The sequence below is a fragment of the Gracilimonas sp. genome (assembly GCF_035704785.1).
Lineage (GTDB): Bacteria > Bacteroidota > Rhodothermia > Balneolales > Balneolaceae > Gracilimonas.
Window position 1 is genome coordinate 1 of the sequence record NZ_DASSWP010000094.1, and the last position, 12,570, is coordinate 12,570.

General features: G+C 41.4%; 13 protein-coding genes. 7 read left to right on the forward strand and 6 right to left on the reverse strand.

What is annotated here, in order from left to right:
- Both VFM80_RS05605 and VFM80_RS05610 read left to right on the forward strand, forming a co-directional pair.
- The coding region (locus VFM80_RS05605; RefSeq protein ID WP_395070401.1) for a sensor histidine kinase at positions 1-410 on the forward strand (410 nt) is incomplete at its 5' end.
- A gap of 209 nt (positions 411-619) precedes the next feature.
- Entirely contained in the window at positions 620-787 is a 168-nt protein-coding gene (locus VFM80_RS05610; RefSeq protein WP_395070403.1) for a hypothetical protein, read from the forward strand.
- Here VFM80_RS05610 and VFM80_RS05615 read toward each other — a convergent pair.
- Both VFM80_RS05615 and VFM80_RS05620 read right to left on the reverse strand, forming a co-directional pair.
- Positions 784-1,647, reverse strand: a complete 864-nt coding sequence (locus VFM80_RS05615; RefSeq protein ID WP_395070405.1) for a helix-turn-helix domain-containing protein — start codon at positions 1,645-1,647, stop codon at positions 784-786. The genes VFM80_RS05610 and VFM80_RS05615 overlap by 4 nt on opposite strands.
- Positions 1,648-1,723: 76 nt before the next feature.
- Positions 1,724-2,443, reverse strand: a complete 720-nt coding sequence (locus VFM80_RS05620) for a putative quinol monooxygenase (RefSeq protein ID WP_395070407.1) — start codon at positions 2,441-2,443, stop codon at positions 1,724-1,726.
- A gap of 359 nt (positions 2,444-2,802) precedes the next feature.
- Here VFM80_RS05620 and VFM80_RS05625 point away from each other — a divergent pair, with 359 nt between their 5' ends.
- From VFM80_RS05625 to VFM80_RS05640, 4 genes are all read left to right on the forward strand, one after another.
- A complete protein-coding gene (locus VFM80_RS05625; protein ID WP_395070409.1) occupies positions 2,803-3,531 on the forward strand; it encodes a hypothetical protein in 729 nt (242 codons plus the stop codon).
- Positions 3,532-3,814: 283 nt separating this feature from the next.
- On the forward strand, positions 3,815-4,360 hold the full coding sequence (locus VFM80_RS05630) for a hypothetical protein (RefSeq protein ID WP_395070411.1): 546 nt from the start codon (positions 3,815-3,817) through the stop codon (positions 4,358-4,360).
- Between the two features lie 494 nt (positions 4,361-4,854).
- On the forward strand, positions 4,855-5,304 hold the full coding sequence (locus tag VFM80_RS05635) for a hypothetical protein (protein ID WP_395070413.1): 450 nt from the start codon (positions 4,855-4,857) through the stop codon (positions 5,302-5,304).
- Positions 5,305-5,455: 151 nt separating this feature from the next.
- Positions 5,456-5,707, forward strand: coding sequence for a GIY-YIG nuclease family protein (locus VFM80_RS05640; protein WP_395070415.1), 252 nt, complete (start codon positions 5,456-5,458; stop codon positions 5,705-5,707).
- A 145-nt stretch (positions 5,708-5,852) separates the two neighbouring features.
- On the opposite strand, the gene VFM80_RS05645 is transcribed toward VFM80_RS05640, so the two are convergent.
- The 4 genes from VFM80_RS05645 to VFM80_RS05660 all read right to left on the reverse strand — a co-directional run bounded on the left by VFM80_RS05645 (position 5,853) and on the right by VFM80_RS05660 (position 11,622).
- Positions 5,853-7,661, reverse strand: a complete 1,809-nt coding sequence (locus VFM80_RS05645) for an FG-GAP-like repeat-containing protein (RefSeq protein ID WP_395070417.1) — start codon at positions 7,659-7,661, stop codon at positions 5,853-5,855.
- Positions 7,662-7,702: 41 nt separating this feature from the next.
- The gene (locus tag VFM80_RS05650) at positions 7,703-8,761 is read right to left on the reverse strand and encodes a YncE family protein (protein WP_395070419.1); all 1,059 of its coding nucleotides are present in this window, start codon (positions 8,759-8,761) and stop codon (positions 7,703-7,705) included.
- A gap of 114 nt (positions 8,762-8,875) precedes the next feature.
- The gene (locus VFM80_RS05655) at positions 8,876-11,239 is read right to left on the reverse strand and encodes a choice-of-anchor B family protein (RefSeq protein ID WP_395070421.1); all 2,364 of its coding nucleotides are present in this window, start codon (positions 11,237-11,239) and stop codon (positions 8,876-8,878) included.
- A gap of 176 nt (positions 11,240-11,415) precedes the next feature.
- Complete coding sequence (locus VFM80_RS05660; RefSeq protein WP_395070423.1) at positions 11,416-11,622, reverse strand: hypothetical protein; 207 nt, start codon at positions 11,620-11,622, stop codon at positions 11,416-11,418.
- A 192-nt stretch (positions 11,623-11,814) separates the two neighbouring features.
- Between VFM80_RS05660 and sucD the strand changes: the two genes are divergently transcribed.
- On the forward strand, positions 11,815-12,570 hold a 756-nt coding region (gene sucD, locus VFM80_RS05665), incomplete at its 3' end, for a succinate--CoA ligase subunit alpha (RefSeq protein ID WP_395070425.1).

Sequence of the window (12,570 nt, forward strand, 5' to 3'; positions counted from 1 at the left end):
ATATCGAACGCACCAACACCGATCATAAAATAGCGGTAAAGAATATGAAAGATGCCACCGTTATCGGTGACGAGGAGCGCATTTCGCAAGTGCTCATCAATTTCATCACCAATGCCATCAAATATTCCCCCGATGATGAAAATGTGGAAATAAAAGTCCAAAAAACCAAAAACGGCCATATTGCGGTAAGCGTAAAAGACCACGGGATCGGCATTAACAAAAAAGACCAAAAAAAGATATTCGAACGCTTTTACCGGGTCGATGGGGAAAACCAAGAGACCTATTCTGGTTTTGGGATTGGCCTGTACCTGTGCAACGAGATCATTAAACGCCACAACGGCAGCATAAGCGTGGAAAGCAAAAAAGGGAAGGGATCGGTTTTTACGTTTGCTTTGCCTTGTGAAAAGTAGGGAATTGAGATTTATAAGAATTTAGCCACGAGATACAATCTCGCGGCAGCGGGAGACGGGAAGACAAAGTGAACGGATTTGTATATTTGAAATATGCTTGTCATTTCGATAGTGAGGCGGGGAATCCCTTTGTGTACTTTGTGCAAAACTTTGCGGTCTTTGCGGTCTTTGCGGTTAAAAAAAGGCTGTTCAACTCTAAAAAATAAAATATGAAAAAAAAAGCCAATATTTTAATAGTCGATGACGACCCCGGTATCGGGGACATGCTCAAACTGTTGCTTGAAATGGAAGGGCATCAAGTGGTGGTTTCCCAAAAACCCATGGAAATGGAAGCAAATATCAAAAAACACGGGATAGACCTTGTTGTGAGTAATTAATTTGACTCTAGTTTAGCAAAACCAACTGTCTTACGATAAATATCAGGTGATACTCCTACCTTCTTTTTAAAAAAACGACTGAAATAGAATTCATCGTCATAACCTAAAAAAGCAGCAACTTGTTTCACTGGTTTAGAAGTTAGATAAAGTTCTCGTTTCGCCTCAATAATAATCCTATTTGAAATTAAGGATGAAGTCGTTTGATTGAGGTATTTCTTGACGATACCGGCTAAAGTTTTAGGACTTACACTTAGTTCATCTGCGTATTCTTGGGGAGAATGGAGTTTGCAATAATTACTCTCAATTGCATCGACTAAATTTTGTAAAATTTCTGTTTTTGAATCTGACGTTCTGGGAGTTAATTGTTGATCAAATTGTTTCTTATGTCTGACCGCTTCTATTAAAAACACTTTTAAAAATGCCACAAGAACTTCATGCTGAGCGATTGAGTCTTTGTCCATCTCTTTCGAAATTTGATCAATCAAATTAAGAAATAGGCTTTGCTCGTTTACAGTAAAATAGGGTAAACCATGGAAATTATTAAAAAGGAATCCCTCGGTCTCTATTTCGTTTTGATGTCTATATGTACAAAAAAAATCGGGATGAAAATTCAATAAATAACCCTGACACTTTTCTTCAGAACGTATCATGAAAGGTTGATACGGAGCCAAACAAATCATTTGATTTCCTTGCAATTCAAAACTTTGAAAATCAACGCTTAGTTCATAGCTAATTCCACATAACAAAACGATAGAATAATAATTTCTTCTTTGTAAATGATCAAACTGGCTTAGGTCGTTGAGCTCTTCTAATCTAAACGCAAGTTCTCCGTTTTGTTTGTCTATAATTATTTTTGCCATACTAAATTTATTTTTTAGCTCATTCAAATTTAAAAAAAAAGGAGTACCTAAAGCACTCCTTTCTTAAATCAAATATTTATTTTGAAGCTAGAATGTTAATTTTTTGAATTGCTGAAGCATCAAAGCCTTCCAAAATTACAGGCGCATTCTCCATCAACGCTGCTGCTACTTTCCCTGTCAAATGAGCATCTCTGCCAGCGTCATCTGCAAACGTATCGAAAATGGCATAGGTTTCTTCATTGATTTTAAAAGCATACCAAGATAAAGTTGCAGGCTCAGAACTTACCAATGACTTGCCCGCTTGTAAGAAATCCTCCACTGCAGATGTCTTTCCTTCTTTGGCTTTCATAATCACCAACAATCCGTTATTCTGATTACCCACTTTATGATTACTTGCCTGAACATCAACAGTCTTAATGTCTCTGCTAGGATCAAAACCTTCTAAAAGATCTCCAGCATTGGCCAATAAGGCTTTTGCCACTTCTCCATTTAAGTGTGCCTGTCTGCCCTCTTCAGCTTCAAATGTGTCATAAATTCCGAAAGTTTGTTCATCTATTTGAAATGCAAACCAAGATTCAGTTTTTGGTTCTGCATTTACCAATGATAAACCACCTAGAAGAAACTCTTTCACTTCTTGCTCCTTACCTTCTTTCGCTTTCATGATTACTAATAATCCGATTTTTTCATTTTTTGTGTTGACCATAATATTACTTTTTTTAGATTGAGAAAATGTTTGAATTGTTATTCCTAGAATGAGAACTAGGCTACTTAATTTGATTAAACTTTTAAATTTCATTTTAACTTATTTTTGTTACACTGCAAATATAGAACTAAATAAGGGGCCTTGGAATGGAGAAAAGAGACTTAAGCATGGACAATTTTCCAGTGACAATGAAGAATGTAAAAAAGCTCATAACACTGTATATGAAATCATAGCTCCCATTGGGGCGCTACGCTTCATATACTAAACGTTAGAATAATTTCCAATCCTTCCATAAATCGCCCTATAACCAGCGTTTCAACGCGGACTTGGCCACTGTTTGTCTGTTCAAAATTTCTTGGCTTATAGTAAACCTTTTTTTGTTGGCATTCCTAATCAAAAAGGCCAAGCCGGTTAAACGCCAAACCGTTATATTTCTAACTCAAAATTTAATAATGCGACTATTTCATCATTTAGTAAAAGTAATTTCTGTTCTATTTATCATTCTCATTACCTCAACCGATTTTGCGAAAGCTCAAATATCAGTAGAGGGTGGTTTTTCAGTTGGCTTTAACCGCCATACGTTCAGTGTTGACGACGACAGTGGCATTTTACGGCCGGGTATAGCATTAGCAGGAACATATGGGTTCCCTATTCTTATCAAAAAAAATAACTGGGAACTGCACACGGGATTTTACGCTAATGATCTTTCACAATCCTTTTATTTTGCTACTCCGAGTGGAGCTACCTATGGGGAGCGATCTTATTCCAATGGAATATCCAGCTACAAATTCCCGCTGCGAATTGGCAGGACAATACGATGGACGGATATAACAAGCTTATCTCCTCAAATTGGTTTTTCTTGGCTTACAAATCGAAGAACAGGACAAACTGGTTCAGGAGGTGGAAGTTATGGATCAAGGGTTGAATATTCCTTCGAAAACAGAGCAGTCAATAAAAATAAATTCATGGCTGAAGCTGGTCTTGCCATCAATTTTTCAGTTTTTCGTAACTTAGTATTGACATTGGGAGCGCAATATTCTTTAGGTCTCCAAACTGTACAAGAATTTGATGTAACATACCAACTCAATGATCAAACCTACGAAGGTACGGTAAACTCTAAAGGGAGTGGTTGGAAATTTAATTTGGGATTGAAAATACCCTTATATAGCGGAAACAGATGATAAAGAAATATAACAGCGCTTCAACTCGGACAAGCCTCGCCGCTCCGCGGCCACTTTGAAGTTCTTTTTTCCAAAAGTACATTTTATAAAACTCAACTTTAGCTTGCCTGCCGGTTACGCGCCAAACCCTTATAAAGCTTAACCAAATTATGAAATGAGAATAATTGGACTATTTATATTTTTACTATTCAGCTTCACAGCTTTTGGCCAAACTAATGAAACCGCATACCCAGATTTTTCGGGAGAGGTCCTATCTGAAGTTTTACAAAACAAAGATTGGATTGTGATAGAAAGAGCGGAGGGATATTTAAATCTCGATCAAACCAAAGACATTGTTATCGTTTTACAATCAGGAAATCACCGTTTTACAAACTGTAATGAAAGCACCGAAAAATTAGCAGATGAAGAAAGAATTATTCTCGTTTTAACTTCAGAAAATGGTGAGCCGAGAGTAACTATACAGAATAATAAATTTATAGCTCGATCTGATGAAGGCGGGATGGCTTGCTATATAGAGCCCGATATTTCAATAGATAATGGACAGCTTACTATTTTTTATGAGCACCTTCGAGGTTATACAAGTTATATATTTGAATATGAATCTGGAGACATGATTCTTGTAAGCGCCGAAAGTACAGGCGCTTCCGCCGGGAGATTTGAAAAAGATTATTTTGATTTCAGAAAGGGAATCATCAAATCCGAAAAAGGGAGTATTAGCTCAGACTCAACATCAACTGAAATTATTCCTATTAAATTTGACGGATTTAAGAAGTTGTCTGAATTCGGGGAAAGGTTCGACTGGAAAGTAGCAGAGTACAAATATCTTTAACGCCCTACAAATAGGCGCATTAACTGGGTACGCGGATTTGCTGTTGGTTTCCAGGGTTGCTTGTTTTACATTTTTAGCCGTTTATTAACTCATAATACCCGCGCCCGTTAAACCTTGGGGCGTTATCTTCTAAACTTAAATACTGACTTTATTATGCTAGAATTTATTAGTGGCCTACTTATTGACTTAAGTTTAATCGGTGGCATAATTTTATTTGGATTAAGCTTTTCCAAGAAGTACAGAAAACATAGATCCAAAATGCTTGTTGTTAGTTTGATATTAATTGCCGTTGGTTTCATCTTCCTGGATTACTCTGCTGTGATAGAGGCTTATCAAAGCGGTTTTGAATCCGGAAGAAATATCTAAACAACTTAGTTTAAAATATGGCAAGGCGTTTGAAGTGGACTCGTTTAGGGTTCGGAACTTTAATTTTAACAACTCGGCTCGCCGCTTAAACGCTGGGTCGGTATACACCTTAACCTTAATGTAAACCCATGGAAGAGTTTGAATTAAAAATAGATTTAAATACACCTTACATAAAAACGATTCATTTTTTAGGAGCAGCATTATTTGGATTTTTTGTAGGAGTAATTTTTTTCAACTTAAAATATGAGGGGGACATTGACTGGATAAACTCAGCAACCGGAATTATGTGTTCTCTGCTCTTTGCGTTTTTTCCAGGTGCAGCAAAAAAACAATCACTTACAATAAATGAGACAGGAATTTATTTGCAAAACTACACCTTTCATTGGGGACAAAAGAAGGAAGTAACGTGGGAAAAAGTTAGGGAAATTAGGGTTCACAAAAATGCAATTGAAATCAAAAATAGTATAGGATCAACAGAAAAAATTAATTTACCTCTTCATACTAAAAGTCAGCTTGAGGATTTAAGAACCTATCTAAAGCAAGTTGCGAAAATTAAAGAACTTGAATTTATAAAATAGCCAAAGGTGTACCTAAGCATTCTTCCCGCAGACGCGCCATTTTTTCCGTTGCACCACTCCAGATTGCACCATTAAGCTCAGCCTCAAACTCATATAGAACGCAAGTTTGGAACCATTGATTAGTCAAATTTAAAGCAAATATTTTATTTCAATGAACAGCTGGTTTGTTTACATCATCCGATGCGCCGACGGTAGCTTGTATACCGGATGCACCAATCATATCATACGTCGGTGGCATCAGCACAGACAAGGAACCGGAGCCCGTTACCTTCGAGCTCATCCGCCGGAGACGCTGGTCTATATGGAGGAAAAGAAGGACCAATCAGAGGCCTGTAAACGTGAATATGAGATCAAACAATTTTCAAAGCAGGATAAAGAAGCATTGATCGATGAAGAGTTTTAGCATGCCTTCTCATCCCAGATTCCTCCTAAGGAAACTTGGAGCTCCCGGTAATCTTTTCTGTTTTAAGAGGAGCGGTGACTTACGAGATCTCTCGAATTAACTTCAAAAATCGCTCATCGTTAATCTCAGATCAGCTTATCAAGATCTATTTCTCATAATAGATTATTCCACCCTCCTTATTTCCCGAAAGAAATTCAGGAACGCCATCGCCATTAAGGTCGGCAAAATGCGGAGCCACAAACTGAGTTACTTCAAAGGAAAATGGCAAAAGCTCTTTGATGAATTCCGGGTTCTCAGCATCACCTGTATTCCTGAAGAACAAAATACCCTCCACTTTAGAACCCAGGAACAGATCGAGGTCTCCATCACCGTCGATATCATAAAAAGCGGGGGTACTTCGGTGAGGGGCTTCAACGCCTGGAAAGGCATTTTCCACAAGTTTGAAGCCCGGCTCTTCGGCATTCCCTTCATTTCTGAAATACGCCACTCCTCCGCCTGACTGCCCCACCATCAGATCCATATCACCGTCGGCATCAAGGTCGGCTAGTTCGGGTACGGCGTTGCTTCCTCGCGGAAGCTCAAGCAGGGTCTCTGCTACCAGCTCAAATCCGTTTCCTGTATTTTGATAGTAAGCCACACCTCCCCTCCATCTGCCTAATAAGAGATCGTCAAGTCCATCACCGTTTAAATCGGATAATGTCGGAGCATAATGGTAGGCATCGGGAAGATCGAGAATCCCATTTTGATGAAATTCAGGATCATCTTGTGACCCCTTATTCTCAAAAATGTACACGATGGAGGAATTCCGATCGCCCGGATCGATCTTATTGGCCAGCAGCAGATCGAGATCACCGTCACCGTCAATATCACCGGTAGCAGGAATGCTTTCATTTCCCACATCAATGGTATTCAGAAATTGCTTGGTTTGAAGTTCAAAATCACCATTGGATCGCTGTTCGTAGAAATAGAAATTTTCACCCAAAGTCTGATTGGCATTATAAGCCCCCCCAAGCACACCGAGAAAAAGATCTGCATCGCCATCATTGCCCCAATCAGTGAGGGTTGGCGCATTATAGCCGCTGGTTTGAACGGGATCGCTAGGTGGAAACGGCCGCGGTTCACCCTGAAACTCAGGATTAGACGGATCACCGGTATTTTCAAGAAGCAGAACACTCGGTTCAAAGAAATCACCCCAGAAGATATCCTGATCACCATCGCCGTCAATATCCATGAATGCCATGGTGTTAGCTCCATGCATGGTGCCAAACTGTTTTACGATCTCAATCCCTTCAAAGTACTCCGTTACCAATTCAAATTGCGGGATCTCATTTTCATCCCGGCCCACAGACTCGTAACGTGTCAGAGTGCCTTCAAGTCGGCCTATAAACAGATCCAGCTTCCCGTTAGCATCAATATCGGTTACGTTGGGAATATTTTGGCGATCAGAGAAAATAGGTTCGCCGTTTACATCCCGGAGAGAATCTGCTGCCAGCACAAAATCGGGTTCTTCCTCCGTTCCTTCATTCCGGTAGTACCGAATATAACTGTAAGGCTGCTCGGTAAGCAGATCAAAATCCCCATCCTGATCCATATCCACAAACCGGAACCACTCCCCAATGTCCAGATCCTGAAATTTATTCGTTTTCCACTTGAGCGGGAATTCATCTTCGCTATCCTCAAATTCAAAGAACTTGAGATCATCGGTGTTCTCCTGCACAAAAAGATCAGGATCGTTGTCGTCGTCAATATCTACAAACTGGGGACGTGGAGCATTGAATCCTCCCAAAAAGGGAAACGGAATGCGTTCTCCTTCTTCATCATAAACCGGAAAGGGGTTAACATCTTGCTGATAGCTTTGGGATGAAGATTCCCCATTATCAGTGGCAGAGTTGGAAACCGCACAGCCGGAAATGATTGCTAAAGAGATAAGAATAAGTGTGAGGATTCGGGGCATTTTTATAGTGAATTTCAACTGATTTTCTAGCTTGAATTTACTTAACGGGCATTCGTGCCTATACCGGATGCATAATGTCCGACTTCAATTATCTTCTCGATCTCCCGGGTTTTTGTATTTATAATAACCACCGTTCCCCGCAGGTCCTGTCCCTCTTTAAGGCCATTGGGATTATAGTTCCCATTCAGGTTGTTATTGGAGATATACAGGTATTTCCCATCCTTTGATAGCGCAGCTCCATGAGGCTGTGCAAGTCCTTCCCCTTTAATCGTGGCCTCTACAGTACGGCTTTCCATATTGATGACCGAGACGGAGTGATCTTCCTTATTTCCCAAATAAACGTATTTTCCATCCGGTGAAAACACGGGATGCCAGGGCTGGGCTCCTACCGAAATACTTTCCTCCATCTTGGGTGAAAGAGGATCGGTGATATCAAAAATGAGCAGCTGCCCGGAAACCTGTCCGGTTGCCACCATTGTCTCTCCATCTGGAGATACTGCAAAGTTTACGAAGGTATGAGTATTACCGGGGATATTCGTAAGATTGGCCTCGTCAGACTCATTGTTAAGAGACAGGATCTGATTTTCAGAAAGGCTTCCTACAAAGGTCCATTTTCCATCGGGTGTGGTTGTAAGTGCGTGAGGCCGGGTAAAGAAGAGACCCACTTCATCCAGCACATTCATATCCGAGCGCTGTACAATGCCAAAACTTTGAGGCGGGTTTACGGCGCTCATCGACCTTCCCACATACAGCAAATTCTCGGTGGGATGCATTGCCAACAATCCCGGGACTTCCAGAACTGCTTCATCCACCAGTTCATTATCTCGGTTGAATTTAAGCACGCGATTCTCGCCGATCAGTGTCACATACCAATGTGAACCATCCGATTCTGCTACGGTGTGATGCGGTTTAGCGTTGGCTGAAAATCCAAGTTCCTGAAGATCTACGGTTGCCGAGATCTCATTGGTGGATGCATCGATCACCGTTATACTTGCAGAGCCCTGATTACAGACATAAATATATTGTGGCCTCTCTGCGGATTGAGCAAATATACCCGTGGTCAGGATAACGGATAAAATAACGGTAAACGTTATTTGCATTAAAATTGAAAATCGGTTTTTCATGGTCTCATCTCTCCTATAAATATAAAAATGGCAACTTCAGGTCAGTTTCATTAGAAATAACCCAAAGTTGCCACTATTATTTTAAATAAATTAATCGCGGTTGGCATCCAAGATAAAGAGTCCTTCGTTGGAGCTCGTCATCAGCACGATGTCATCAAAGTACGGGAAGTTACTCCATGTTCCTGAGAATCCGGCTGCATCTTCTACAAATGGATGGGTATCAAAAAATCCAACTCGTTGCGGTTCTTCAGGATTTGAAATATCGATCACCTGCAGTCCGCTTACGTAATTCGACTGATACATGGTATTTCCTTCAATGTATAGGTTGTGATCGGAAGCCGGGTTTTCTACAAAGAATTCATCCACGAACTGAGGATCGTCCAGGTCACTTACATCCCAGATAATAGTTCTTGTTTGGTCCACGTTTCCGGTCAGTTCATCCAGTTCATCATTCTGGAAGAAATAGCGATGATCTTCAGTCAACCATCCCTGGTGAACGTACGCGTGATCCGGATAAGAAGCCGTTGAAAGGGCAACAGGAGCATCTTTATCGGTTACATCTGCAATACTGATAGCTGTTTCATTGGCACCAAAGCAAATTTCGCTTCCCTGATGTTCTTCATCAGGACCATCGTAGATCACACATTGTGCATCGTGAGAATAACCGGTCCCGGCTCTTCCTGTGGTAGGATCTGCAAAACATCCGGCAAACTCAGGGTTGGCAGGATCCTGAATATTGATCATGTGCAAGCCACCGCCACAAGTTTCGCCGCCGCCGCTGCTACCAACTGCATAAGCAAAGCCGGTATCTTCGTTGATCACAATGTTATGCACGCTGTTCACATTTCGGTAGACCGTGGTTTCTTCAAATAACATAGGCTCTCCATCAAACTCACGAAGCTGAGTGAGGTCAAGTACCTGCATTCCATGTTCGCGGGCACCGTCAGCAACTACATAAACATGGTTTTTATACACTTTCATATCTCTCCATACATTGGGCTGAGCAGTATCTGTAAGTGGCAGATTTCCAACATACACCGGATTCAGCGGATCAGTTACATCCACAAAAGAAGTCCCTTCGTTACGACCAACGATGGCGTAATTTTTTCCGGTTTCTTCATCGGTCCATCCCCACATATCATTGAGCCGAACACCGCGGTCCCCGCCAATGGCACTGATCGGGAGGAATGAGATGAGGTCCACATTATTACAAAGAAAAATGTCTGCAGTTCCGTTTTCGCAGTTCACTTTATTCCCGGTAATAGGCTGAAGAACATCATCCCCTTCTCCAATTATTATCTCTTGGGTAGTCCACATTCCGGAATCATCCATTTCCATGATAGCGGCAGAACCTGCACCAAAATCTGCGCCGGTCAAGCCGACAACGGCTATATTTCCTTCCACAACTAATGTGCCTGCAAAACGGTCACCTTCGCCTTGATCAGACATCAACTTGGAAGAGCGCGTCCAGTTTCCTTCTTCATCACTTTCAAACTGATAAATGGCTCCATTTCCGCCATCTGCGCTTGGTGCTCCTACCCAAACTTTATCATCAGAAAAAGAGATGGCGCTTCCAAACATGTATCTCATTTGACTGTCAAAAGCTACCAGACGATTACTTTCCATCCACTCACCGGATTCTTCATCTTTGGAAAACACGATAACCGCACCGGAAGCTGAATTATGAAGAGGTGCTCCCACGAAGATCTGATCTCCTTTGATGTTTACCGTTGAACCAAATAAGCTGCGTTCATCTGCTTGCCTGCTGTTTAGAGTAGCCGCAAGATCCCAGCCGGAATTTTCATTCTCATATACATACACATTACCGTCTTCTCGCTCTGGGGCTCCAACTACCAAATTCATTCCATCCATGGCAAGGGTTGTACCGAATCCTGAACCGGCCGTGTCGGGATTGACGATTGTTTCTGCCTCACTCCAATTTCCATTTGAGTTCCGATAAACCACAATGGCTCCGGCTCCATCAGCATGACCCGGTGCTCCAACAAAAGCATGATCACCGCTCAGCAGTACGCTTGACCCAAAGTTTGCTTCTTCAGCATCAAAGCTAAGCCTGGCCGTTTCATTCCAGTTTCCATTATTCCTTGTAAAAATATATACAGCTCCATTTCCATTATTGGCACCGGCAGCTCCAACCAATAGCTGATCTCCATCGGCAGATAAAACAGAACCAAAGTTATTGCCAATCTCACCATCTGAGGCTTGGAGCTGAATCAATTCCTGCCAGTCATTTCCATCTTTAGTAAACAAGTATACTATTCCTGGTTGGTGGTAATTCGCAGGTTCACCGATAAAAACGATCCCATTTGAAATATCAACGGCTCGGGCAAAACCCTGCATGGGTTCAGCTTCTCCACCGGCCATGGTTTGTGCTTGCACCGGTAAATAAATTAAAGAAAACAATAGTAGCGGTATTAAATACGATAATCGTCTCATAAGAAGTTATTTGTTAAAGTGATGTGATTTTTAAATCAATATGGAATATAACGGGAGCTATGCAAAAAACAATAATTCTTAACGCCATTTAAAGCATTCAGATTTTAAAAAATATAAAAACCCCAATATTTACTGCATATTCGGGCATAATATATCTTTGCATTCAATTTCTATTGTCATTCACCTCGCAATTTATAAACGGCCCATGCAGTCGCACCCAATACAGCAGCCGTTCCGCCAAGGATGAGGGCAAGATTAAGTTCACGCTGAACACGTTCTGCTTTTGAAAGATAATCGGATCCGACTCCCTTCTTCGCTATGAAGCGTTCCATTTCTTCTATCTTCGCTTCTAATTCTTTTTGGGTTTTATTCTTCAAACTCATGATTCGTGTATTTAGTTTTTTCTTAGTTATTTATAAAAATCAACATAGTAAAGGCTCATGGAGTTTCATCGATAACAAACATGAAAGTGAAACTCTGTGGATTTCTAAACTTACATTTACAAATAAGCATTTCAATTCGCTGCCAGACATGCTATATTCCCAACCCCAAATTTGAACCTCAAAAAAGACAAAATGAGCGTATTAGTTGGAAATGACACCCGCCTGATTGTACAGGGATTTACCGGAAGCGAAGGAAGCTTCCATGCCGGACAAATGATAGAATACGGCACCAATGTTGTTGGAGGAGTAACTCCCGGAAAAGGTGGCCAAACCCATTTAGACCGACCCGTTTTTAATACCGTAGCAGAAGCGGTGCGAGAAGTGAAAGCCAATGCTTCCATTATTTTTGTACCTCCTGCTTTTGCCGGTGATGCCATTACAGAAGCCGCTTTTGCCGGAATTGAAGTTATTATTTGTATCACGGAAGGCATCCCTGTGAAGGATATGATCGTAGCTAAGCAGATCGTCAAGAGTCACGGCGCCACTTTGATCGGCCCTAACTGCCCCGGATTAATTACACCGGGTGAAGCTAAAGTTGGGATCATGCCCGGAAATATTTTTATCCCTGGTAACGTCGGATTGATCTCCCGCTCCGGTACGCTCACTTACGAAGCTGTTGATCAGCTTACCAAAGAAGGACTTGGACAAAGTACAGCCATTGGTATTGGCGGTGACCCGGTTATCGGAACCACTCACCTTGATGCAGTAAAACTGTTGAATGATGATCCTGATACTGAAGCTATCGTATTGATCGGTGAGATCGGCGGTACTGCTGAAGAAGAAGCCGGCGAATGGATCAAAGAAAATTGCAACAAACCTGTCGTTGCTTTCATCGCAGGTTCAACGGCACCTCCCGGCCGACGAATGGGGCACGCAGGTGCTATCATA